At 65.9% G+C, this 23,864-nt stretch carries 21 protein-coding genes; 5 read left to right on the forward strand and 16 right to left on the reverse strand.

The window, feature by feature from the left end; all coding sequences use genetic code 11:
- Positions 1 to 70: 70 nt before the first annotated feature.
- Together CLI93_RS13670 and CLI93_RS13675 are read left to right on the forward strand one after the other, a co-directional pair.
- The gene (locus CLI93_RS13670) at positions 71 to 1,192 is read left to right on the forward strand and encodes a D-alanyl-D-alanine carboxypeptidase family protein (protein WP_095543291.1); all 1,122 of its coding nucleotides are present in this window, start codon (positions 71 to 73) and stop codon (positions 1,190 to 1,192) included.
- A 38-nt stretch (positions 1,193 to 1,230) separates the two neighbouring features.
- Complete coding sequence (locus tag CLI93_RS13675) at positions 1,231 to 1,995, forward strand: ABC transporter substrate-binding protein (RefSeq protein WP_095543274.1); 765 nt, start codon at positions 1,231 to 1,233, stop codon at positions 1,993 to 1,995.
- 531 nt (positions 1,996 to 2,526) lie between these two features.
- Here CLI93_RS13675 and CLI93_RS13680 read toward each other — a convergent pair.
- The 3 genes from CLI93_RS13680 to CLI93_RS13690 all read right to left on the reverse strand — a co-directional run bounded on the left by CLI93_RS13680 (position 2,527) and on the right by CLI93_RS13690 (position 5,807).
- Entirely contained in the window at positions 2,527 to 3,612 is a 1,086-nt protein-coding gene (locus CLI93_RS13680; protein ID WP_095543275.1) for a bifunctional nicotinamide-nucleotide adenylyltransferase/Nudix hydroxylase, read from the reverse strand.
- Positions 3,613 to 3,623: 11 nt separating this feature from the next.
- Positions 3,624 to 4,841, reverse strand: a complete 1,218-nt coding sequence (gene pncB, locus CLI93_RS13685) for a nicotinate phosphoribosyltransferase (RefSeq protein WP_095543276.1) — start codon at positions 4,839 to 4,841, stop codon at positions 3,624 to 3,626.
- A gap of 117 nt (positions 4,842 to 4,958) precedes the next feature.
- Complete coding sequence (locus tag CLI93_RS13690) at positions 4,959 to 5,807, reverse strand: 3-hydroxybutyryl-CoA dehydrogenase (protein ID WP_095543277.1); 849 nt, start codon at positions 5,805 to 5,807, stop codon at positions 4,959 to 4,961.
- Between the two features lie 322 nt (positions 5,808 to 6,129).
- On the opposite strand from CLI93_RS13690, the gene CLI93_RS13695 reads away from it, so the two are divergent.
- Entirely contained in the window at positions 6,130 to 6,708 is a 579-nt protein-coding gene (locus CLI93_RS13695; protein ID WP_095543292.1) for an adenine phosphoribosyltransferase, read from the forward strand.
- A 286-nt stretch (positions 6,709 to 6,994) separates the two neighbouring features.
- Here CLI93_RS13695 and CLI93_RS13700 read toward each other — a convergent pair whose 3' ends face one another.
- The 5 genes from CLI93_RS13700 to can all read right to left on the reverse strand — a co-directional run bounded on the left by CLI93_RS13700 (position 6,995) and on the right by can (position 12,972).
- Complete coding sequence (locus CLI93_RS13700; RefSeq protein ID WP_095543278.1) at positions 6,995 to 7,636, reverse strand: MSMEG_1061 family FMN-dependent PPOX-type flavoprotein; 642 nt, start codon at positions 7,634 to 7,636, stop codon at positions 6,995 to 6,997.
- A 455-nt stretch (positions 7,637 to 8,091) separates the two neighbouring features.
- Complete coding sequence (locus CLI93_RS13705) at positions 8,092 to 9,273, reverse strand: acetyl-CoA C-acyltransferase (RefSeq protein WP_095996012.1); 1,182 nt, start codon at positions 9,271 to 9,273, stop codon at positions 8,092 to 8,094.
- A 4-nt stretch (positions 9,274 to 9,277) separates the two neighbouring features.
- Positions 9,278 to 10,018 carry a hypothetical protein gene (locus CLI93_RS13710; RefSeq protein WP_095550698.1) on the reverse strand — a complete coding sequence of 247 codons (741 nt, stop codon included), beginning with the start codon at positions 10,016 to 10,018 and terminating at the stop codon, positions 9,278 to 9,280.
- Positions 10,019 to 10,119: 101 nt separating this feature from the next.
- Positions 10,120 to 11,937 carry a bifunctional isocitrate dehydrogenase kinase/phosphatase gene (gene aceK, locus CLI93_RS13715; RefSeq protein WP_238946648.1) on the reverse strand — a complete coding sequence of 606 codons (1,818 nt, stop codon included), beginning with the start codon at positions 11,935 to 11,937 and terminating at the stop codon, positions 10,120 to 10,122.
- Positions 11,938 to 12,264: 327 nt separating this feature from the next.
- Positions 12,265 to 12,972, reverse strand: coding sequence for a carbonate dehydratase (gene can / locus CLI93_RS13720; protein ID WP_095543282.1), 708 nt, complete (start codon positions 12,970 to 12,972; stop codon positions 12,265 to 12,267).
- Positions 12,973 to 13,370: 398 nt separating this feature from the next.
- On the opposite strand from can, the gene CLI93_RS13725 reads away from it, so the two are divergent.
- Positions 13,371 to 13,916, forward strand: a complete 546-nt coding sequence (locus CLI93_RS13725; RefSeq protein WP_095543283.1) for a hemerythrin domain-containing protein — start codon at positions 13,371 to 13,373, stop codon at positions 13,914 to 13,916.
- A gap of 111 nt (positions 13,917 to 14,027) precedes the next feature.
- Here CLI93_RS13725 and CLI93_RS13730 read toward each other — a convergent pair whose 3' ends face one another.
- Positions 14,028 to 14,585 carry a GNAT family N-acetyltransferase gene (locus tag CLI93_RS13730; protein WP_172424342.1) on the reverse strand — a complete coding sequence of 186 codons (558 nt, stop codon included), beginning with the start codon at positions 14,583 to 14,585 and terminating at the stop codon, positions 14,028 to 14,030.
- 35 nt (positions 14,586 to 14,620) lie between these two features.
- Entirely contained in the window at positions 14,621 to 15,802 is a 1,182-nt protein-coding gene (locus CLI93_RS13735; protein ID WP_095543285.1) for an isovaleryl-CoA dehydrogenase, read from the reverse strand.
- A gap of 270 nt (positions 15,803 to 16,072) precedes the next feature.
- Between CLI93_RS13735 and CLI93_RS13745 the strand changes: the two genes are divergently transcribed.
- Positions 16,073 to 17,149 carry an MBL fold metallo-hydrolase gene (locus CLI93_RS13745; protein WP_095543287.1) on the forward strand — a complete coding sequence of 359 codons (1,077 nt, stop codon included), beginning with the start codon at positions 16,073 to 16,075 and terminating at the stop codon, positions 17,147 to 17,149.
- 39 nt (positions 17,150 to 17,188) lie between these two features.
- On the opposite strand, the gene ribD is transcribed toward CLI93_RS13745, so the two are convergent.
- From ribD to mnmG, 6 genes are all read right to left on the reverse strand, one after another.
- On the reverse strand, positions 17,189 to 18,340 hold the full coding sequence (gene ribD / locus CLI93_RS13750; RefSeq protein ID WP_095996018.1) for a bifunctional diaminohydroxyphosphoribosylaminopyrimidine deaminase/5-amino-6-(5-phosphoribosylamino)uracil reductase RibD: 1,152 nt from the start codon (positions 18,338 to 18,340) through the stop codon (positions 17,189 to 17,191).
- Positions 18,341 to 18,439: 99 nt separating this feature from the next.
- On the reverse strand, positions 18,440 to 19,387 hold the full coding sequence (locus CLI93_RS13755) for a ParB/RepB/Spo0J family partition protein (protein ID WP_095543396.1): 948 nt from the start codon (positions 19,385 to 19,387) through the stop codon (positions 18,440 to 18,442).
- 106 nt (positions 19,388 to 19,493) lie between these two features.
- Entirely contained in the window at positions 19,494 to 20,099 is a 606-nt protein-coding gene (locus CLI93_RS13760; RefSeq protein WP_095543395.1) for an alpha/beta hydrolase, read from the reverse strand.
- Positions 20,096 to 21,025: a ParA family protein gene (locus CLI93_RS13765; RefSeq protein ID WP_095543399.1), complete on the reverse strand. Its 930-nt coding sequence runs from the start codon at positions 21,023 to 21,025 to the stop codon at positions 20,096 to 20,098. Before CLI93_RS13765 ends, CLI93_RS13760 begins: the two co-directional genes overlap by 4 nt.
- Positions 21,026 to 21,150: 125 nt before the next feature.
- A complete protein-coding gene (rsmG, locus tag CLI93_RS13770; protein WP_095543394.1) occupies positions 21,151 to 21,852 on the reverse strand; it encodes a 16S rRNA (guanine(527)-N(7))-methyltransferase RsmG in 702 nt (233 codons plus the stop codon).
- Positions 21,849 to 23,852, reverse strand: coding sequence for a tRNA uridine-5-carboxymethylaminomethyl(34) synthesis enzyme MnmG (gene mnmG / locus CLI93_RS13775; RefSeq protein WP_095543398.1), 2,004 nt, complete (start codon positions 23,850 to 23,852; stop codon positions 21,849 to 21,851). The genes rsmG and mnmG overlap by 4 nt, the downstream gene beginning before the upstream one ends.
- Positions 23,853 to 23,864 lie beyond the last annotated feature (12 nt).

Consider the following 23,864-nt stretch of genomic DNA (forward strand, 5'->3'; position numbering starts at 1 on the left):
GCTCAACATCCGAAGACTTCACCCCTGGTATTGGGCGCACTGCGCCGCGCTGCTGTGCACCTGCCTGCTGATGCTGCTGGGCGCCACCAGCGCCCGGGCGCAACTGCCCGCACCGCCAGAAATTGCTGCACGCAACTACCTGTTGCTCGACGTCACGGCCAACCAGGTGCTGGCCGCCAAAGACATCGATGCGCCCGTCGAGCAGGCCTCGCTGACCAAGCTGATGACCGCCTACATCGTTTTTGACGCGCTGCGCGCGCGCAAGATTACGCTGGAGCAAAAACTGCCGGTCAGCGAGCGGGCCTGGAAAATGCCCGGCTCGCGCATGTTCATCGACCCCAAGATGCAAGTGCCCATTGACGACCTGCTCAAGGGCATGATCGTGCAGTCGGGCAACGACGCCACCATCGCCCTGGCCGAAGGCGTGGGCGGCACCGTCGAGCACTTCGTCAAGCTCATGAACGACCAGGCCAAGGCCCTGGGCATGGCCCGCACCCAGTACATGAACCCCGAGGGCCTGACCGCGCCGGGCCACCTGACCACGGCGCGCGACCTGAGCGTGCTGGCCGTCAGCCTGATGCGTGAATTCCCCGAATACATGCACTACTACGCCACCAAGGAGTACCGCTACCCCGGCACGCCCGCGGCCAACGGCAACAACCGCAACCTGCTGCTGTTTCGCGACCCTACGGTCGATGGCCTGAAAACCGGCTACACCCAGGCAGCGGGCTTTTGCCTGGTGGCCACGGCGCAGCGCGAGGCCGCCAACATCGGCGCGCGCCGCCTGCTGTCCATCGTGCTGGGCACAGAAAGCGAAAACGCCCGCGCCAACGAAAGCCAGAAACTGCTCAACTGGGGCTATACCGCCTTCGACCTGGTCAAACTCTTCGACGCCGGCCAGGCCATGGAAACCCCCGAGCTGTGGAAAGGCGAGCGCGAAAGCGTCAAGATCGGCAGCCACGAGGCCGTGTACCTGGCGCTGCCCACCGGCTCGGCCGGCCAAGTGCGCACCGTCATCGAGCGCCCTGACCCGCTGCTGGCGCCTGTGCACCTGGATCAGTCGCTGGGCATGCTCAAGATCAGCATCGGCAACCAGGCCCTGAAGGACGTGCCCGTGGTCGCGCTGGAAAACGTGGGCGAGGCCGGCTTCTTTGGCCGCATGTGGGACTCCATGCTGCTGTGGATCAAATAACCCCCGACTGGCCTCAACACACTCGAAAGGACGCCGCCATGACCCTGCCCGCCCAAGCCCTTGCAGCCTTTGCCCCCACAGGCCGGCTGCGCGCCGCCATCAATCTGGGCAACCCCATTCTGGCCAGCCTCGATGCCTCGGGCGCGCCCTGCGGCGTGTCCGTCGATCTGGCCGGCGCGCTGGCGCAGCGCCTGGGCCTGGAGCTGGAGCCGCTGGTGTTTGAAAAGGCCAGCCAATCGGTCGAGGCCGTGACCTCGCAAGCGGCCGACATCGGCTTCTTCGCCATCGACCCGGCGCGCGGTGCGGGCATCGCCTTCACCGCCCCTTACGTGCTGATCGAAGGCTGTTATCTGGTGGCGCAGGACTCGCCCATCCAGACCAATGCCCAGGTTGACCAGCCCCAGCACCGCGTGGTGGTGGGCGCGGGCAGCGCCTACGACCTGTATCTGACGCGCACGCTGCAGCAGGCCCAGCTGGTGCGCGCCAGCAATTCGCAAACCGTGGTTCAGACCTTTCTGGAGCAGCAGCTGGAGGTGGCCGCCGGCGTGAAGCAGCAGCTCGAGGCCGACGTGCAGCGCCTGGCCGGCCAGCACGCGCTGCGCATGCTGCCCGAGAGCTTCATGGTCATCGAGCAGGCCATGGGCCTGCCCAAGGCGCGCGGCCCCGAGCTGGCCCAGTACCTGGCCGCCTTCGTCGAGGACATGAAGGCCAGCGGCTTCGTCGCCCAGGCCCTGCAACGCCACCACATCCACGGCGCCCGCGTCGCGCCCGCCGCCACGGCTGGTACTGGCGCTGGCGCTTGAGCGGCAGTGCGCCTCTGCTGCCGATCTGCAGGGCTGCGCGGCCGCCGTGCACAGGCAACAGGGTGGCCAGTCACAACCGCCCGCATTGAGGGCACGGTCCGAGGCCGGGATATGCGCCCGGCGGCGCACCTACTTTTCTTGTCTCGCCAAGAAAAGTAGGCAAAAGAAGGCGACCCCACTGCCTGCGTCCCCTTCGCTGCGCTACGGGGCAACCTGTGCCGGTGCCTGGCCAGGGCGGGTGCTGCGGAAACTCGCTGCGCGGCTTTGCCGCTACGCTCAAACAGCCGCAGCGAAATTTGATTTTTGGAAGCAGGCCCACTGTGTGTGGGCCTGCCCGCCCTGGCCAGGCACCGTCACAGGCGCAGGCAGAAGGGGGCTCTATTCGGGCCATTGCTGCGCTCGGCCCTTGGGTGGGTGCTGACGCACCCATTTGTACTGCCCCATTGACAATGGCTTTGCTCACACCCACAAAAGCCTGCTGCCCTCCGCTGGCTGGGCGGCTATGCATCCCCGTGACTCTGGCAAAGGGCTTCACAGCTCATACGTGAGCTGCAGCAGCATGTCGAGGATGAAGAAGTGGTCGTCGAAGAAGCGCTCGGGCTGGCTGGCCACCTGGGCGATGGGCAGCCACAGCGCGGCGCGGGCGTCGTCGGCGCCGTGCACTGGCGGCAACGCGCCATGGCCCAGATCAAAGTGAAAGACGTGCGTGATGGTGCGCCCGCGCAGGCTGCGGCCGGGGTGGTCAAACACGCGGCTGCCACGCAGCGCAGCGCGCCAGGCGGCCTCCGGCAGCGCCAGCGCGGTTTCCTCACGCAGTTCGCGCAGACAGGATTGCCACAGCGTATCGCGCGGCTCCAGAAAGCCGCCGGGCAGTGCATACAGGCCCTGACCGGGCGGCTGGCCGCGCTCGACCAGCAGCACATGGCCCTGGCATTGCACCAGTGCATCAACAGTCACGAAAGTCGGCGGGAAGGGCGCTGCCGCCCAGGATTGCCGGTAGGCGCGCAGCATCTGCCACTCCTGGCGCAGACTTTGGAAAATCGCGCCACTGCGCCACTGCAACAGCCATTGCGCCACGCCTGGCGGCAGGTGTGCCTCCAGCAGTTGCTGCAATTGCGTCTGGGCGCTGGCGTCGGCATCGGGCGCGGTGGCGAAACAGGCTTCGCGCACCAGTGTGGCGTCGGTCTGGTTCTGGCGCGGCAGGTTCAGCAGCGCCCAGTCGGGAAATTGCGCCAGGTAAGCGCTGCTGTCGTCCTTGAAGTGGCCCACCAGCGCAATGCGCGGCGCGGCCGGCAAGGCCAGCGGCGCCAACAAGGCCTGCACGCCCTGGCGCACGGCCTGCACCCAGCGCGCCTCGTCGTAGAAGTCGCGCATGGGCAGGATGTGCACGCGCTGGCGCTCATCGGGCGTCAGCGCCGCTTGCAGCATGGCCTGGCGCTCCTGCCAAGTAAAAGGGTTCTTGGGGCTGCGCGCCTGGTGGGCCGAGCCAAGCACGACAACGGCCTGCGGCGCCACGCGCAGCGCATGGCGCAGCATGGCCAAATGGCCGTTGTGCGGCGGCTGCAGGCGGCCGATGAAGACGGCGGCGTCGTACTGGGGCTGCGGCGCGGCGCTCATGGCCCTGGCCCTCAGGCGCGCGCAGCGCCCGCACTCTCGGGGGGGACGTTGAAGACCTGGCGCAGATAGTCCAGGAAGGTCTGGTCATCGCACAGCAGTTTGCCCGGCGAGTCCGAGAGCTTGGCCACCGGTTGGCCGTTGGCGCTGGTGAGCTTCATGACGATGGACAGCGGCTCCAGCCCCATGTCATTGGTCAGCTGCGTGCCGATGCCAAAGCCGCATTGCGTGCGGTCAGCGAAGTGGTGGTAGATGCGCAGCGCCTCGGGCACGTTCAGCCCGTCGGAGAACACCAGGCGCTTGGTGTGCGCGTCGATGCGCAGCTGCGCGTAGTGCGCCAGCGCCTTTTCGCCCCAGACGATGGGGTCGCCCGAGTCGTGGCGCAAGCCGTCGAAGAGCTTGGCAAAGTACAGGTCGAAGTCGCGGATGAAGGCGTCCATGCCGACGGTGTCGGTCAGTGCAATGCCCAAATCGCCGCGGTATTCCTGCACCCAGCTCTCCAGCGCTGCTTTTTGGAAGTTGCGCAGCTGCACCACGCCCAGCGCCTGGTAAGTCTGGAAGTATTCATGCGCCATGGTGCCAATGGGCACTATGCCTAGCTCCATGGCCAGGCGCACGTTGGAGGTGCCCTTGAACCACTGCGGGGTTTGCTCGGCAAAGGTCTTGACCACGTGGTGCTGCCAGTCGCGCGAGTAGCGCCGCCGCACGCCGAAATCGAACAGCTCGAAGGGGTGGCGCAGCGCCGCCTCGCGCCCCAGGGTCTTGAGTTCCTCGACCTTGACGGCCAGGCGCTTCTTGCCCTCGGCCAGCGCGGCCTGGGCGTCGAACTGGCGGAAGTACAGCTCGTTGACGATGGCCAGCACGAAGATCTCGAAGGCCATGACGTGCACCTGCGGGCCTGTGGCCTCGATGTGCAGCTCATCGCCCTCGGCATAGGCGCGGATGAAGGCGCGCTGGAACTGGAAGATGCGCAGAAAGTCGATGAAGTCCGACTTGATGAATCGCAGTGCGCCCAGATAGCGCAGCTCCTGCTCGGTAAAGCGCAGCTGGCAGAGATGATCGAGCTCGCGGCTGACCGCATCGAGCAGGCCGCTGAGCGGGATCTTGGGCGGCTTGCGGCAGACGAAGCGGTATTGGGCCTGCACCTGCGGATGCCGGTGCAGCATGGCCTGCCACATGGTGAACTTGTACAGGTCGGTATCAAGCAGGCTGGTGATGATCGGGCTGGACATGGCGGCAGCTCCTGGGCATGGCGGCGCGCCAGCGCCACCGGCCATTCATTCGGTTGGGCACGAAACCGGGCGCCTGGGCCCACAGGCCATGGCAGCCCGGCACGGCTTGGGACGGGCTCAGTACTGGTACACGCCGCGCTTGGTCTTGCGGCCCAGGTAGCCGGCGGCAACCAGCTCGCGCAGCAGCGGCGCGGGGCGGTACTTGCTGTCGCCAAACTCCTCCAGGTACACCTCCATCACGGCCAGGCACACATCCAGGCCGATCAGGTCGGCCAGCGCCAGCGGGCCAATGGGGTGGTTGGCGCCGAGTTTCATGGCCTCGTCGATGGCCTCGGGCTCGGCCGAGCCTTCGGCCAGCACGAAGAAGGCCTCGTTGATCATCGGCACCAGGATGCGGTTGACGACAAAGCCCGGCGCGTTCTTCACGGACACCGGCGTCTTGCCCAGCGTGCGCGCCAGCTCGGTGACGGCATCGTGCGTGGCATCGCTGGTCTGCAGGCCGCGGATGACTTCCACCAGCGCCATCATCGGCACCGGGTTGAAGAAGTGCATGCCAATGAAGCGCTCGGGCTCGCGCGTGTGCGCGGCCAGCTTGGTGATTGAGATCGACGAGGTGTTGGAAGCCAGGATGGTGCCCGGCGCGGCCACGTCCTCGACCTGTTTGAGGATCTTGAGCTTGAGTTCGTAGTTCTCGGTGGCGGCCTCGATGATGATCTGCGCCGGCTTGAGCGCGGCATAGTCCGTCGCGCCCTGCACACGCCCGAGGATGGCGGCCTTGTCGGCCTCACTGATCTTTTCCTTCTTGACCAGGCGATCCAGGCTGGTGCCAATGGTGGCCAGGCCCTTGTCCACCGCCGCCTGAGAAATGTCCACCATGATGGCCTGCAGCCCTGCAGCTGCCACTGCCTGTGCGATGCCGTTGCCCATGGTGCCTGCGCCGATGATGCCTACTGTCTGGATGCTCATGTTCGTACTGCCTGATGTCTTGCCACTGGCAAGTGGTTGAAGAAAGAGGGGAAAAATGCGCCGCTGCAGCCAAGGCGCGACCAAAGCGCGGCACTTGTGGGCGCAGTGCAATGCCTAGCAAAGGCCTGTTCGAATTGCAGCGCACACTTTGTCGCTGGTTTCGTACAGCCCATCCATAGCCTGCGGCGGGCCCGCGCGGGCTGCCGCCCGGCCCGCCGGGACTTTACACTACGCAGCCCGCTGCACCGGCCATCGCTGCTTGTGCGGCCGCCCGCTCGTGTCCCGCACGCGCGCCCTGCCCCACACACGCCAACGCCACACCATGCCCAGCCCTGCCGCCTTGCACCAGCCTGAACTCGACCCTCGCGCCTTTTTGCGCCAGCACATCCGCACCGTGCCCGATTGGCCCAGCCCGGGCGTGCAGTTTCGTGACATCACGCCGCTGCTGCAAAACCCGCAGGTGTTTCGCGTGCTCATCGACGTGCTGGTGCAGCGCTACAGCGCCGCCGGCATGCGCCCGGATGTGGTCGCAGGGCTGGACGCTCGCGGCTTCATCATCGGCTCGGTCGTGGCCTATGCACTGAACGTGGGCTTCATCCCCATCCGCAAGAAAGGCAAGCTGCCCTTCACCACGGTGGAGGAGACCTACGAGCTCGAATACGGCAGCGCCACCGTCGAGCTGCACACCGACGCCGTGCACCAGGGCCAGCGCGTGCTGCTGATCGACGACCTGATCGCCACTGGCGGCACGATGATGGCCGGCATCAAGCTGCTCGAACGCCTGGGCGCTCAGGTCATGGAATGCGCCGTCATCGTCGATCTGCCCGAGCTGGGCGGCTCGGCCAAGGTACGCGAGCGCGGCACGCCGCTGCTGACGCTGGTGCAGTTCGACGGGCATTGAGCCCCAAGGCCGGGCGCAGGCCGGCAAAACACTTGCGCAGGCCCAATGGCCAATGCCTGCAATGCCTGGTAATGCCTGCGCTGCACGGTCGTTGCCCACCGCGCCGAGACTTGGAACGCGCTCCAGGGGTTGTTGAGGTTGAGTGTTGCAGCGGTGTTTTCGGCCCAAGCGCCGCATCTGCTGCGTTGAGAATGCGTGCGCGGTGCGCGGCCTTGCGCGCATGTTGGCTTGGCATCTGCAGCTTTTGCCTCGCAAAACCGCTTCGCCAGCCGAATCCCAACACCCCCTAATCCACGTGCAGGTCCAGGCCTTCCTCGCGCAGCTGGGCGCGGTAGCGCTGGCGGGCTTCTTCCTCCGTTTCAGGCACGATCTGCGCGCCGAGCTGGGCGCGCAGCATGGCGTTCATGCTGGGGAAGGCGCCTGGCGCCGACTGCGCCTCGGGCCGCCACAGGCGGGCGCGCATCAAGGCCTTGGGGCAGTGCAGGTAGGCCTCTTGCACGGCCATTTCGATGACCAGGCGCGGCGGCCGGATGCCGCCTGCCGCAAAGCGCTGGGTGAAGGCGGCTTCGTCACGCAGACGCGCCGTGCCGTTGACGCGCAGCACCTCGTCCACACCGGGCAGCAGGAACAGCAGGCCCAGGCGCGGGTCGGCCAGCAGGTTTTCCAGTGTGTCCAGGCGGTTGTTGCCCGTGGCGTCGGGGATGAGCAGGGTGCGCGCATCGGGCGCTTGCACGAAGCCGGGCAGGCCGCCGCGCGGCGAGGCGTCCAGCAGGCCCTGCCCGCTCGCGCCCGCGCTGGCGAGGATGCACAGCGGCGCGTGGGCGATGAAGCGGCGCATGGTGGCGTCCAGATGGTCCAGCTGCTTGGCGCGCGAGCGCGCCGAGGCTTGCGGGTAGAGCTGGCGCAGGGCTTGCAGTGATTCGATCATGGCGGGGCGGGCCTTTCTTGCTTGGGTGGGATGAATGAAAAACAGCGCCACCGCCCTATTGGCGGGCGATGGCGCTATTTTTTCAGGAGCGGCCCAGCACTTTTTCCGGGCTGCGCCGTGGCTGTGGTGCGGCCTGGAGCACGCCCCGATCAGGCATGCAGGCCGCGTGCTGCTTGGAGCCTGGTCAAGACCCCGGCGTGCGTGGGCAACAAGCGGTTGGGGATGGGATGCCAGGCGCAGACCGCCCCAATCCGCTTGAGCGCCCGCCGCGCCAGGGTTTTGAGCCGGCTCTTAGAGCCTGTTCAAAATCTCGGCGCGAGTGGGCAAGAAGCGGTTTGGGGTGGGCTGCAAGGCGCAAAACGCAGCCATAGCTGGGGCTATGGCGAGGCTTTGCAACGCAGCAGAGCGCCCAAATCCGCTCTCTTGACCGCCGTGCAAAGATTTTGAACAGGCTCTTACAGCAGCTCCACCGTCATTGCCGTGCCCTCGCCGCCGCCGATGCACAGCGTGGCCAGGCCTTTCTTCAGGCCGCGGCTTTTCAGGGCGTACAGCAGCGTGACCAGAATGCGCGCGCCGCTGGCGCCGATGGGGTGGCCCAGGGCGCAGGCGCCGCCGTTGACGTTGACTTTGTCGTGCGGCACGTTCAGCTCGTGCATCAGCGCCATGGGCACGACGGCGAAGGCTTCGTTGATTTCCCACAGGTCCACGTCCTCGACCTTCCAGCCGGCCTTGTCCAGCGCTTTCTGGCTGGCGGGCACGGGGGCGGTGGTGAACCAGCCGGGCTCTTGCGCGTGCGTGGCGTAGCTGACGATGCGCGCCAGGGGCGTCAGGCCCAGGGCCTTGGCCTTGCTTTCGGTCATCAGCACCACGGCGGCAGCGCCGTCGTTGATGCTGGAGCTGGCCGCGGCGGTGATGGTGCCGTCCTTCTTGAAAGCGGGCTTGAGGGTGGGGATCTTCTCGGGGTTGATGCGGCCGGGGCCTTCGTCGGTGTCAACCACGCGCTCGCCCTTGCGCTCCTTGACGGTGACGGGGGTGATCTCTTCCTTGAACGCGCCGTTGGCGATGGCGGCCTGGGCGCGCTTGACGCTGGCCATGGCGAACTCGTCCTGCGCCTGGCGCGTGAAGTTGTATTTCTCGGCGCAGTCCTCGCCGAAGGTGCCCATGCTGCGGCCTTCTTCATAGGCGTCTTCCAGGCCGTCGAGCATCATGTGGTCATAGACCTTGTCGTGGCCCAGGCGGTAGCCGCCGCGGCCTTTTTTCAGCAGGTAGGGGGCGTTGGTCATGCTCTCCATGCCGCCGGCGACGATGACCTCGGCCGAGCCGGCCTTGAGCATGTCGGCGGCCATCATGATGGTTTTCATGGCCGAGCCGCAGACCTTGTGCACGGTCACAGCGCCGGTGGACAGCGGCAGCCCGCCCTTGAGCGTGGCCTGGCGCGCCGGGGCCTGGCCCTGGCCTGCCATCAGCACGTTGCCGAAGATGACTTCATCGACCTGCTCGGGTTTGACACCGGCGCGCTGAACGGCGGCCTGGATGGCGGCGCCGCCCAGATCGTGCGCGGCCAGCGCGGCGAAGTCGCCCTGAAAGCTGCCCATGGGGGTGCGGGCGGCGGAGACGATGACGATGGATTCGGACATGGGTTCAGTGCTCCTTTGGCAATGAGGGAAGGGAAACGGGCGGCAAGGCCGCCCAACGTGAAAGATCAAAACGGTATAGCTGCATGCCGCCGCCGGTAAGGACGGCGGTCAGGCGCAGTTCGTCCGCAGCGTCCAGCGCGGCGCCGTCCATGCGGGCCATGCCTTCGACCAGGGTAACGGGCGCGCTGCCGTCGGCGCGCGCCAGCAGCAGGCGGCGCTGGTCGCTGGGGCTTAGGCGGCCATCGCCGTTGCTATCTTGACTCACCACTTCATAAAGGCGTGCGCGCACGGCAGGCGGCGGCCGCTCATCGGTTTCAGGCCCATAGGTTCTGCTCACCGCGCCGTCACCACGTACGGCCCAGACTTGCACGACCAAGCCGCGATCATCGGGCAACAGGCGCGCGCTGCTGCCATCGGCCACGTTCACGAACAACTGGTTGCGCATGACGCCCGAGGCTGTTTTGGAGCCCAGCGCCTGCTCGATCTGCTGGTCGGCCACCACGTCCAGCACCACCACCTGGCCCTGAGTATGGCGCAGGCGGTAGGACAGGCGCTCGCGCTGTACATGGCCGCTCACGTCCGTGGCCACCAGGTTAACCACCGGCACCGGGCGCGCACGCCGCCATTCCCAAGCCAGCAGGGCCAGGCCCACGAGCAGCAGCACCGAAGCCAGCGCACAGGTGATGAGGATGAGGTAGGCGTTGATGCGCCAGATGGTCTGGGGTTGCGCAGTGGGCAATGTCATGGTTGCAAGGCGGCTAGCGGGCAGGCGCGGCAAGCAAGAGGGCTATTCATAAGACTCAAAGCGCATCTGCCAACGCCAGACGGCGCGGCGCGCGCTGACGCTCAGGCGGGCACATTGCCGCTCTGGGCCGTGCCACCGGGCGGAGCCAGTGCGGCGGCATCGGCAGGCGCTGCGCCGCCTTCGTCCGCAAAGCGGCTGCTGCCGTCGTAGGGGAACACATCGTACACATGGCCTTGCTGGATGCGCTCCTTGTGCTGCTGCCAGAACTGCGGCTCCAGCAAATCGCCGTGGTGCTGCATGAAGATGTCGCGCACGCGCGGGTTGCCCAGCAGAAAGGGGCCGAAGGTCTCGGGGAAGACGTCGTTCTTGGCCACGCTGTACCAGATCTCGCCGCTCATTTCTTCCTCCTCGTTGCGCGGCGCGGGCACTTTGCGGAAGTTGCAGTCGGTCAGGTATTCGATCTCGTCGTAGTCGTAGAACACCACCTTGCCGTGGCGCGTGACGCCGAAGTTCTTCCACAGCATGTCGCCGGGGAAGATGTTGGCCGCCACCAGGTCCTTGATGGCGTTGCCGTATTCGATGACGGCGTGCGCCATCTGGCGCTGCGCGCGCGCGTCGCCCTCGCCGGCGTCGAAGGTCTCCTGCAGGTAGATGTTCAGCGGGATCATGCGCCGCTCGATGTACAGGTGCTTGAGGATGACCTCGATGTTGCCGTCGCCGTCGCGGTCGGAGATCTCCAGCTGGCTGGGGGCGAACTTCTGGATTTCCTCGATCAGCTCGTCCTCGAAGCGTGCGCGCGGGAAGGCCACCTCGCTGTATTCCATGGTGTCGGCCATGCGGCCCACGCGGTCGTGCTGCTTGACCAGGCGGTACTTGCCCTTGATCTGCTCGCGCGTGGTTTCTTTCTGCGGCGGGTAGTAATCCTTGATGAGCTTGAACACGTAGGGAAAGCTCGGCAGGTCGAACACCAGCATCACCATGCCCTTAATGCCCGGCGCGATGCGGAACTTGTCGGTGGAGCTGCGCAGGTGGCTGAGAAAGTCGCGGTAGAACAGGTTCTTGCCCTGCTTGGCCAGGCCCAGCGAGTTGTAGATCTCGTTGCGCGGCTTGCGCGGCATGATGCTGCGCAGAAACTGCACGTAGGCCGAGGGGATTTCCATGTCCACCATGAAATAGGCGCGCGAGAACGAAAACAGCGTGTGCATGTCGCGCTCGGTATGCAGCAGCGCGTCCACGTACAGGCCGCCGTGCTCATCGTGCAGGATGGGCAGGCAAATGGGCATCTCGTCAAAGCCGTTGATGAGCTTGCCCACCAGGTAAGCGCCCTTGTTGCGGTAGAACAGGCTGGAGAGCACCTGAATCTGGAAATTGGTGCGGATCTTGGCATCGCCCAGCAGCGCCGACAGCGCCTGCGCCACGCGCCGCACGTCGCGCGCGCGGTCGGTGAAGGCGCGCTGCAGGCGGCAGTCCTCCAGCATCTGCGCCACCACCTCCTCCAGCGCATCGCGCCGCGGGTAATAGCAGCGGAAGGTGGTCGATTCCGAGGGCTCGTCGATCTGGATGTACTCCGTGCTGATGGCCGGGCGCACGAACAGGAAACTGTTCTGGAAATACGTGCGGTGCAGGATCTTGGTCGTCACCGAGTTGAAGAAGGTCTCGGCCAGCTCCGGCTGGAAATGCCCCACCAGCAGGCCGATGTAGAGCAGCTTGGCCTCGTACCAGACCTCCATGGGCTGCGAGCCGGCGCGAAACTCTTTTTCCAGCCGCTGCACGCACTCGCGCACGCGCACGTCGTAGAACTCGATGCGCTCGCGCTGGCCGCGCTGCTGGCCATGCCAATCGGCCGTCTCGAAACGGTGCTTGGCGCGCGCCGTCTCCTGCCGAAACAGGCGGTAATGGCGGTTGAAGCCATCCATCATCGCCTTGGCAATGTCGCGCGCCAGCGAAGACTCCAGCGACTGGGGCAGCGCCCCGCCCCCCTGCACGGCGGCCGCCTGCGGCTGCGCCACCACCTCCTGCGCGGCCAAGGCCGCCTGCTTGCGCCCGCTGCGCGGGTTGGATTGCTGTTTGCTCATAGCTGGCCTGAATGGGCCACTCCAGCCTGCGCAAGCCCCAAACGGGCGGCGCAGGCGGCTGGCCTTAGGAAAAGCAAAAAAACGCCACGGCCGGCGCCAAGGGCGAACAGGCCATGCAAGGCGCATTGTGCCGCGCCTGGAGCCTTGCCAAGGCGTTCATGCAGGCGCAGGTCAGTCGCCGTCCTGCAAATCGTCAATCACCAGCTCGCTGGGCAGCGGGTCGGAGCGGCGCGGGTAGCGCTTGATGGCGGCGCGGTAGACCTCCAGCACCTGTTCGCGGCCGGTCATGGTCACGCCCAGGTCCTTGACCTTGCCGTCCTTGAGGCCGTAGCACCAGCCGTGCACGGCCACTTGCTGGCCGCGCGCCCAGGCGTCCTGCAGCACGGTGCTGGTGGCGATGTGGCCGACCTGTTCGATGACGTTCATCTCGCACAGCGCGTCTTCCTGCTCGTGGCGGCACAGGTGCATGAGGCGGCCGCGGTGGCGCATTTTCACGTCGTGCACGTGGCGCAGCCAGTTGTCGGCCAGGCCCACGCGCGTGCCGTGCAGCGCGGCCAGCACGCCGCCGCAGCCGTAGTGGCCCACGACCATGATGTGCTCGACCTTGAGGTAATCGACCGCGTACTGGATGACCGAGAGCGCGTTCAGGTCGGAGTGCACGACGACGTTGGCCACGTTGCGGTGCACAAAAACTTCGCCCGGCGCCAGCGCCACGACCTGGTTGGCCGGCACGCGGCTGTCGGAGCAGCCGATCCACAAATATTTGGGCGTTTGCTGGTGCGCCAGGTTCTCGAAGAAGCCGGGCCTGTCGCGCGCCACCTGCTCGGCCCAGGCGTGGTTGGCGTCGATGAGGTGTTGGAGGCTGTTGGGTTTGGTCATGGGGGTATGCGATCAGGGCCTGTTCCGGGCCCTGGCGTGGGCAGGTTTCAAAGCCTCGCAAGTTAGCATGAACTGGGCGCGCCGCCACGCCTGCGATGGCTGTCTGGCCTGCAGAGGTGGCTAAGAGCCTGTTCAAAATCTCGGCGCGAGTGGGCAAGAAGCGGTTTGGGGTGGGCTGCAAGGCGCAAAACGCAGCCATAGCTGGGGCTATGGCGAGGCTTTGCAACGAAGCAGAGCGCCCAAATCCGCTCTCGTGACCGCCGTGCAAAGATTTTGAACAGGCTCTAAGTGCAGGGCCAATGCCAACGCGAAAACATGCGCCGCGCTACCATGCTCGCGCATGCGCCGCCGCATCAGGCCAGGCCATGCGCCCTCTTCCCTCGATGAAAGCACCCTTTATGTCCGCCCCCACGATTTACGAAGCCCTGCGCGAAAGCCACAACATCCAGCGCGAATGGTGTACCCGCCTGACGCGCACCCGCGCCACCAACCCGCAGGGCCGGCGCGATGCTTTTCTGATGCTCAAGCTGGAATTGGCCGCCCACGCGGCCGCCGAAGAGCGTTTTCTGTATTCGCCCATGATGATGGACGACATGGGCCTGGACAGCGCGCGCCACGCCCTGGCCGAGCATCACGAACTGGACGAACGGGTGGCCGAGCTGGGCGCGCTGGCGCCCGAAGGCCAGGCCTGGGGCGAAAAGGCCAAGGCGCTGGCGCACGAGGTGCGGCACCACCTTAAAGAAGAGGAGCGCGGTTTTTTCCAGGTCAGCGGCAAGATCCTGACCGACGCGCAAAAAACCCGCCTGGGTTCGCAATACCTGCGCGACTACGCGCGCATGAAGCGCAAGTACGCGGCCGATTGGGGCTACGCTGCCGAGCGCGTCGGGCAAACCAACACCCCCGCCGTGCGGCGCGCCACTGGCCGTACCGGGCGCTCACGCTAAAACGATGGCAGCCCCGGCCCGGTTTTTGCGCCCCGGCATGGGGCGGGGGCCGGCACCCAGGCGTGGTTGGCGTCGATGAGGTGTTGGAGGGAAGAAGTCATGCCCTGGCTTTCAAATTTGGTTGGGGGGCGGCTTGAGCCCTCCCGCCCAGGTGTCCCGGTAGGCGGCCCATAACACGGTATCGACGGCACGTCCTTTCTTGAGCGCACTCATGCGCAGCAGCCCCTCGCGCACAAAGCCGTTTTTTTCGCACACCCGCTGTGAGGCGATGTTTTCCGGGCGAATGGGAGCCACCACACGCATAACGCAAGGGTCTTGAAATGCCTCTATCGTCAGACAACGCACGATGCGCGTGCCCACACCCTGGCCCCAGAAAGAGCGGCCCAGCCAGTAACCGATCATGGCGTTGCACGCATCGCCATGGGGGTGGATGCCCGCCGACCCCACGGCCTGCGCACCGTGGGCGACGGCCCAACTACGGCCCGGCATGGCCAGCGCACCGCCACTGACCCAATCCTGGGCCATTTCCATGGTGTATTCGTCGGGCATCCAGTCGCCCAGCCAGCGGGTGACATCGGGTTGGTTGATGTGCAGATGCAGGTTGGCTGCATCGGAGGCTTGCCACCCGCGCAGACACCAGCCGTCCAGTCCAAGCGGCAGAACAGGCAAGGCCAACGCCTGAGGGCGGCAAGCATTCGACGTCATCACATCGTCTCGGCAAACAGCTCGCGGCCGATGAGCATGCGGCGGATTTCGCTGGTGCCCGCGCCGATTTCGTACAGCTTGGCGTCGCGCCACAGGCGGCCCAGCGGGTATTCGTTGATGTAGCCGTTGCCGCCAAAGAGCTGGATGCCGTCGCCGGCCATTTTGGTGGCCTGCTCGGCGCACCAGAGGATGACGGAAGCGCAGTCCTTGCGCACCTGGCGCACGTGCTCAGTGCCCAGCACGTCCAGGTTCTTGCCGATGGTGTAGAGAAAGGCCCGGCCCGCTTGCAGCACGGTGTACATGTCGGCCACCTTGCCCTGCACGAGCTGGAATTCGCCAATGCTTTGACCGAACTGCTTGCGGTCGTGGATGTAGGGCACGACGTTGTCCATCACGGCCTGCATGATGCCGATGGGGCCAGCGGCGAGCACGGCGCGCTCGTAGTCCAGGCCGCTCATCAGCACTTTCACGCCATTGTTGAGGCCGCCCATGACGTTCTCGGCGGGCACTTCGACGTTGTCGAACACCATCTCGCCGGTGTGGCTGCCGCGCATGCCCAGTTTGTCCAGCTTTTGCGCGGTGCCAAAGCCCTTCATGCCTTTTTCGACGATGAAGGCGGTGATGCCGCGCGCGCCCAGCTCAGGCTCGGTCTTGGCGTAAACGACCATGGTGTCGGCATCAGGCCCGTTGGTGATCCACATCTTGCTGCCGTTGAGCAGGTAGTAGCCGCCCTTGTCCTCAGCCTTGAGCTTCATGCTCACCACGTCGCTGCCTGCGCCGGGCTCGCTCATGGCCAGCGCGCCCACGTGCTCGCCGCTGATCAGCTTGGGCAGGTATTTCTTCTTCTGCTCCTCGTTGCCGTTGCGCTTGATCTGGTTCACGCACAGGTTGGAGTGCGCGCCGTAAGACAGGCCCACACTGGCGCTGGCGCGGCTGATTTCCTCCATGGCGATCATGTGCGCCAGGTAGCCCATGTCGGCGCCGCCATAGCTTTCTGGCACGGTGATGCCCAGCACGCCCAGCTCGCCCATCTTGGGCCACAGATCCATGGGGAACTGGTCGCTCTTGTCGATCTCGGCCGCGCGCGGGGCGATCTCGGCCTCTGCGAAGCTGCGCACGGCGTCGCGCAGCACGTCGATGTCTTCGCCAAGCTGGAAGTTCAGGCCGGGCAGGTTGCTCATGGGGGGTGTCTCCTTCAAGGGTGTGTTGGACAAAACGGCCGTGCAAGAGCACGGCTGCGCTGCGCGCAGGCAGCGCGCATTGTGCCTGCTGCACATGGGCATGGGAGTTTTGCCCTGCCATGCTTGGCACGAAACGCAACCCCGTTTGCAGGCTTGGGCGCTGCCCCTGAAAGATGGTCTGCACCACCAATCATCCTTTGCACCAATGGCCTTGCCTGGCGCTTCGCGCACAATGCAAGGCTTTGCTTGACCACAGCCGATCGATCATCAATGTCTTTGTCACTGCCATCACTGCCTTTGCCCGCCGCCCGCTGGCTGTGCGCGCTGGCTCTGGCCCTGCCCGGGGCCGTGCTTGCGCCACAGGCTGCGGCCGCGCCCGATGCCACCATCCATGCCGACGACGACGCCCCGCCGCCGCTGGCCCAGGCAGCAACCCCTGCCGCGCCTGAGGGTTGCCGCAATACCGGGCTGGACGTGGTGGTGCTGGGTTCGGGCGGGCCGGAGCTGGGCGATCGGCGCGCCTCCAGCAGCTATCTGTTGCGCGAGAATGGCCAGGCGCGCTTTCTGATCGATCTGGGGCCAGGCGCGGCGCTGAATTTCGAGCGCGCCCAGGGCCGCATCGAGGATGTGCAGGCGCTGCTGTTCACGCATTTGCACGTGGACCACGTCGGCGATTTGCCGGCGCTGATCAAGGCGGCCTTTTTCAGCCGGCGCAACCAGGATTTGCCGCTGTACGGGCCCACGGGCAGCGAGCTATTCCCGACTACGCCGCTGTTCGTGCAGCGCCAGTTTGGCCCGCAGGGCGTCTACCCTTACCTGGCCGATTACCTCAGCGGCGATGAGTCCTTCACGCTCAAGCCCGTGGCCGTGGCCGCTGACCGGGCACAGCCCGTGCCGTTTCGCACCGAACTGGCGGGATTTGCGCTCACGGCCATGCCCGTCGAGCATGGGCTGGTGCCGGCGCTGGCCTGGCGCATTGAAAAGGATGGCTGCGCGCTGGTGGTCTCCGGCGATACCAGCAACCGCGGCCGCACGCTCGATGCGCTGGCCCAGGGTGCGGATGTATTCATCGCGCACAACGCCATCCCGGAGGACAGCGAAGACCGCATTGCCCGGCTGCTGCACATGCCGCCTTCGGAGATCGGCCGCATTGCCGCCCAGGCCGGCAGCCGCAGCCTGGTGCTGTCACACTTCATGCGCCGCACCGAGGGCGTGCAGCAGGCCACAGCCCAGGCCATCGCCAGGCACTACGGCGGCCCGCTGGCCTTCGCGCAGGACTGCGACATCTACGCGCTGCACAGCGGCGCCAGAATCGGCCAGTGCCCGGCTCGGGCCGACGGCAGATGATTCACAAGGCCTGGCGCGCAATGGCTATGCCTGCAGTGGCTATGCCTGCAACGGCTGAGCGCGCAATTGCAGTCGCAGCGTGTCGCCCAGCATGTGCATGCCGTGCCAGTGCAGGCGCGCAGCCTGCTCCAAGCGGCTCCAGGGTTGTGGCAGCGCCGCAATGGGGCGGCCGGCGCCAAGCAATTGCGGCGCCAGATAGACCAGCCATTCATCAACCAGCCCAGCCTGCAGCAGGCCGCCGTTGAGGCGCGCGCCGGCTTCGACGTGGATTTCGTTGACCGGCAGGCGGCCCAAATGGGTGATGAGCGCGGCCAGATCCAGGCCTGGGCCACCGCCTTGCTCCCCACTGCCAACCTCCACCGCCCCCTGCCCATCCAGCGCCACAACCTGCGCGCCCTGGGCCTGCAGCGCCGCGCGCCGCGCCTGCCAGGCCTGCCGTTGCGCAGCAGCCTGCGGCGGGCGGCCAAACACCAGCACCTGCCGGCCTGGCACCTGCCACAGCCTGGCCTGCAGCGGCGTGCGCAGTGCGCTGTCGGCAATGGCCAGATGGGGCTGGCGCGCGCTGGGCCAGTCGCGCACGTTCAGCAGCGGGTCGTCGGCCAGCACGGTGCCAATGCCCGTCAGCACCACGCAGGCGCGCTGGCGCCAGGCCTGGCCGTCGCGGCGCGCCTGCGCGCTGGTGATCCACTGGCTCTGGCCATTGGGCAAGGCCGTCATGCCATCGAGTGAGGCCGCGGCCTTGGCGCGCACCCAGGGCCGGCCCGTGGCCATGCGCTGCAAAAAGCCGATGTTGATATCGCGCGCCTGCGCCTGGCCATCGCCCAGCTCTACGGCGATGCCGGCCGCGCGCAGGCGCGCCAGGCCCTGGCCGGCCACTTGCGGGTTGGGGTCGGCCAGCGAGGCCACGACCCGCGCCACGCCAGCGGCCACCAGCGCATCGCAGCACGGCGGCGTGCGGCCATGGTGGGCGCAGGGCTCGAGCGTGACGTAGACCTGCGCGCCGCGCACGCTGTGACCGCGCGCGGCCGCATCGCGCAGCGCCATGACCTCGGCGTGCGGCCCGCCCACGGCTTGGGTATGGCCCTGGCCGAGCAGCGTGCGGCCATCGGCGCTGACGATGACGCAGCCCACCGCCGGGTTGGGGTTGGACAGGCCAATGGCCTGCCGCGCCAGCGCCAGGCTGCGCTGCATCCATTCGCTGGGCTGGGCGGCGGCGTGGCTGGCGGCATCGGCAGCGGCCAGATCGGCCAGAGGATCGACGCCGCCAGCGGGGGGCGCGGCGTGCGGCATTCAGAATTCCTCCTGACGGCCCTGAATGCGTTCGAGCACGCCGTTGAGCACCTCGATGGAGGCAAACGGGATGCGGATTTCACCCGACTCCTGGATCTGGCCGTCCTTCTTTTTGGTGCGCTTCTTGATCTGGATGTCCACCTGCGCCATCAGCAGGTCGGAGAGGATTTCCTCCACCCGGCGCACGTCGCCGCTCTTGCGGTTGCTGGCTTTCCTGGCCGCTTCAGCGCCCTTGCCCTGGGCCAGGCGCTTGACCAGGGCCTCGGTCTCGCGCACGCTGAGTTTGCGCGCCACGATCTCGTGCCCAGCGGTGATTTGTTCGGCCTTGCCCAGCGCCAGCAGCGCGCGCGCATGGCCCATTTCGATGTCGCCGGCCATCAGCAGGGTTTGCACTGCCTCGGCCAGGTTCAGCAGGCGCAGCAGGTTGCTGGCGGCGCTGCGCGAGCGGCCTACGGCCTGGGCGGCCTGCTCGTGCGTCAAGCCAAATTCCTGCACCAGGCGCTGCAGGCCGCGCGCTTCTTCCAGCGGGTTCAAGTCCTCGCGCTGCATGTTCTCGATCAGCGCCATGGCGGCGGCGCTGCGGTCATCGACCTCGCGCACCAGCACCGGCACCGATGTCAGCCCGGCCAGCTGGCTGGCGCGGTAGCGGCGCTCGCCAGCAATGATTTCATAGCGCCCGGCATGCTCGCCCTGTTGCAGCTTGCGCACCAGCAGCGGCTGCATCACCCCCTGCTTCTTGATGCTTTCGGCCAGTTCGTAGAGAGCGCCCTCGTCCATGTGCGTGCGCGGTTGGTATTGGCCAGGCACCAGTGCGTCGATGTCCAACTCGCGCGGCGCGCCATGGGCCTGGGCAAAGGCCGATTCATCGCCCCCAAGATCGCTGACCTGCGGGCCCAGCAAGGCGCCCAGGCCACGGCCCAGCCCCTTGGTTGCTTTCTTGTTTGTCATTGTTTGCACTCCTCGAAAAATCGCTGAAATCCATTTGCGGCCAGGCGTTGGGGACAGGCCCCGGGCGCTTGTTGAAGGCAGTGGCAGCGCCCCAGCGCGGCCGACTTCAATCTGTGGGCCAATGCGTCCCCTGCCCCGGCAAGGCCGCCGTCACGCTGGCCAGCACCTCCTGCAAGACCAGCCTCAGGGAGCGGAGCAGGGCCTCTTGCGGCTGCGGCCCTTGCCCTTCATCGATCCAGCGCAGGCTGCTGCCCCAATGCGCGGCCATCTGCTGCATGCGCTGCAGCGGCTCGCCCGCCATGGGCCAGGGCAACAGCAACTGGCTGGCAAAGGGCAAGGGCATGCGCGCCATGGGTTGCCAGCTGGGCAGCTGGTGCTGGTATTGCGCAGTCTCGACATCCAGCGGCGCCAACAGCAGCGCCGCCAACACGCGCCGGGCATGGCGGCTGTGCTGTGCCCAGCGCGCCACCAGTTGGCAGCCCAGGCCTTCGGCCAGCAGTACGACGGGCAGCTGGCTGTGCAGCACTGCCTGTTCCAATTGAATCTGCCAGTCACCACTGCGCGGGCGCTGCCAATCGTGCTGCGGCACACAGGGGTCGCCATAGGCCGTCTGCCAAAGCGATAGCACGCCAGTAGGCGCAGCAGCATCCATGCCTGCAGCTTTGTGTGCAGGCAGTAGCAGCAGCTGCACGGCCGGCGCTGCAACACTCATGATGAGGCCGAGGGCTTGCGCAGCCCCAGTGGCACACCACCGCCTGGCGAACTGGCAGGCGCTGGTGCAGGCTTTTGCTCCTCGTCCGCAGCTTGGCTGGGCGCATCGCCCTGCTCCTGAGCAGGCTGGGTCTGGGGCACAGCGCTTGGGGTGCGCTGTTGGCCAGAGCGGCGCTGACTGAGCTCCTGCGCGAACTGCACAAAGGCTTTGCTGCCCTTGGCGCTGGGGTCATAGACCACGCCGGGCAAGCCATGGCTGGGCGCCTCAGCCAGGCGCACGTTGCGCGGAATGATGGTGTCGAACACCTTGCCGCCAAAATGCTGTTTGAGCTCCTCGCTAACCTGCTGTTGCAGCGTGACGCGAGCATCGAACATGACGCGCAAAATGCCGATGATTTTCAGCTCACGATTGAAGTTGGCATGCACCTGCTTGATGGTGTTGACCAAGTCCGTCAGGCCTTCGAGCGCGTAGTACTCGCACAGCATGGGCACGATCACGCCATGCGCCGCACACAAACCGTTGAGGGTGAGCAGGCCCAGCGAAGGCGGGCAGTCCATCAGGATGAAGTCGAACTGATCCTGTAAGTCGGCCAGTGCATCGCGCAGGCGGTGTTCGCGCCGCGCCAGGTCAACCATCTCGATCTCGGCGCCAGCGAGCTCTCGGTTGGCTCCCAACACCTGGAAATCGGCCGCCGGCGAGCTGACCAAGGCCTGCACTGCCAGGCACTGGCCCAGCAGCACGTCGTACACCGAATGCTGCAACGCGCGTTTGTCCACACCGCAACCCATGGTGGCATTGCCCTGCGGATCCAGATCGACCAGCAGCACGCGCTGCCCGATCAGGGCCAGCGCCGCTGCCAGGTTCACGCTGGTGGTCGTCTTGCCCACCCCGCCCTTTTGGTTTGCCACACAGTAGATTTGCGCCATGGTCTGCTCTGTCTTTTCAATGCATGTCGATGGCATGCGGCCCTGGCAATAGCCACTACCAGCGCCCAGCCCAGACATCAAAAGCCGCGATCATAGCGGCATTGCACTTCACCCCAATAAGCTGCTCAAACCACCTCGTCGCTCTGGCGCATCCAGACGATGCAGCGTTCGGCTGCCACGCCTGGCACCTGCAACTGTTCCACGTGAAACACCTGCACACCCGGCGGCAAGGCTTCAATTTCCTCTTGCGGATACTTGCCTTTCATGGCCATCCATACGCCAGCGGGCGCCAGGCGCTCGCGCGTCAGCGCAACAAAATCCGACAGGCTGGCAAAGGCCCTGGAGGCAATGATTAAATACCGCCCGGGCAGCGCCTCCACTCGAGCGTGCCTAGCCTTGAGGTTGGGCAGCCCCAGCGCCCCGGCCACCTGCTGCACAAAGGCCATTTTCTTGGCCACGGCATCGACGCATTGCACCTGTGCCTGCGGGCAACAAATAGCCAGCACCACACCCGGCAAGCCGCCGCCCGCCCCAACATCCAGTACCGGCACGGATGCAGCATCGGCCTGGGTTTGGGTTTGGGTTTGAATCCAAACCTGCTGTTCGCGCAGCGCCCGCAGGAAACCCGGCACCGCCGCCAGGCAATCGAGCAGGTGCAGATGCAGCATCTCCTGCGGGTTGCGCACTGCCGTGAGGTTATAGACCTGGTTCCACTTCTGCAGCAGCTGCAGGTATTGCAGCAGTTGGCGCTGCTGCTGCGCATCAAGCGGCACCCCCAGCGCATCGGCGCCAGCCTGCAGGCAGCGCTGCAGCGGCTCAACACTCATGACGCCACCTCATCCGCAATCCCTGGCGCCCATTTTTTACCCATTTTTTTCAGGTGGATCAGCAACAACGACACGGCCGCCGGCGTAACGCCCGAAATGCGCGAAGCCTGGCCCAGCGTACGGGGGCGATGCTGCGCCAGTTTTTGCCGCACCTCGAACGACAAGGCTGTGACCTCGGCGTAATCCAGATCGTCGGGCAATAGCAGATTTTCGAAATGCAAGGCTCGCTCGACCTCGTCCTTTTGACGGTCGATGTAGCCGCTGTATTTGGCGGCAATCTCGATCTGCTCAACCACTGGAGCATAGAGTTCGCCCAGTGTTTCACGTGAAACAGCCTCATTGCCAATCGCCAGGCTGCTGGCCTGAGGCTCGGGCTTCAGGCCCATCAACGCTTCATAGCCAATGCCTGGGCGGCGCAATAAATCGAACAGGTTGTACTCGCGCTCGATGGCCTTGCCCAGCACGCGCTCGGCCTCGGTCTGCGGCAGATTTCGCGGCGTGACCCAGGTGGCCTTCAGGCGTGCTGATTCGGCCTCGATGGCGTCGCGTTTACGGCAAAAGGCATCCCAACGCGCATCGTCCACCAAGCCCAAACGGCGCCCTGCTTCGGTCAGGCGCATGTCGGCATTGTCCTCGCGCAGTTGCAGACGGTATTCGGCCCGGCTGGTGAACATGCGGTAAGGCTCGGTCACGCCCTTGGTAATCAAATCGTCGACCAGCACGCCCAGATAGGCTTCATCGCGCCGCGGCAGCCAAGGGGCCTCGCCACGGCATTGCAAGGCAGCGTTCAGGCCAGCAAACAGGCCCTGGGCGGCGGCCTCTTCGTAGCCGGTGGTGCCGTTGATCTGGCCGGCAAAGAACAGGCCCTGAATTTGCCGCGTCTCGAAGCTGCTCTTGAGGGCGCGCGGATCGAAATAGTCGTACTCGATGGCGTAGCCAGGTCGCAGAATATGGGCATTTTCCAGCCCCGGCATGGAGCGCACCAACGCATACTGCACGTCGAACGGCAGACTGGTGGAGATGCCATTGGGGTAGATTTCGTGCGTTTCCAAGCCTTCGGGCTCCAGGAAGATCTGGTGGCTGTCCTTGTCGGCAAAGCGGTTGATCTTATCCTCAACACTGGGGCAGTAACGTGGCCCCACACCCTCGATCCGGCCGGTGAACATCGGGCTGCGATCAAAACCGCTGCGGATGATGTCGTGCGTGCGCGCATTGGTGTGCGTGATCCAGCAGGAAATCTGCCGCGGGTGCATGGCACGGCTGCCCATGAAGCTGAACACCGGCATATGATCGGGCCGGTCGCCGCCGGGAACGCCGTCGCCAGGCTGCTCGGTGCATCGGGAAAAATCAATGCTGCGCCCATCCAGCCGTGGCGGCGTACCGGTCTTGAGTCGCCCCTGGGGCAGCTGCAATTCTTTCAGGCGCGCCGACAAGGTCACCGCTGGCGGATCCCCTGCCCTGCCAGCCTGGTAGTTGCTCAGGCCCACATGGATGCGGCCATCGAGAAAAGTCCCTGCCGTCAGTACCACGGCTCGGGCGCGAAAACGCAAGCCCAGCTGAGTGATTGCACCGGCCACGCGGTCGCCTTCGATGAGCAAATCGTCCACCGCCTGCTGGAACAGCCACAGATTGGCCTGGTTCTCCAGCATGTGGCGGATGGCCGCCTTGTACAACACACGATCGGCCTGGGCGCGCGTGGCGCGCACCGCTGGACCCTTGCTGCTGTTGAGCGTACGAAACTGGATGCCGCCCAAATCAGCGGCCAGCGCCATGGCGCCGCCCAGGGCATCGACCTCCTTGACCAGATGCCCCTTGCCGATGCCGCCGATTGATGGGTTGCAGCTCATTTGCCCCAGGGTTTCGATGTTGTGCGTCAGCAGCAAGGTTTTGCAACCCATGCGCGCAGCGGCCAACGCCGCCTCGGTGCCAGCATGGCCGCCGCCAACGACGATGACATCAAATTCCTGTGGATAGGTGTAGTGATTGCTTGAATCAGACATGGCAATGTCCAT

It is taken from the genome of Vandammella animalimorsus (genome assembly GCF_002288875.1).
GTDB classification, from domain to species: Bacteria; Pseudomonadota; Gammaproteobacteria; order Burkholderiales; family Burkholderiaceae_C; genus Lampropedia; species Lampropedia animalimorsus.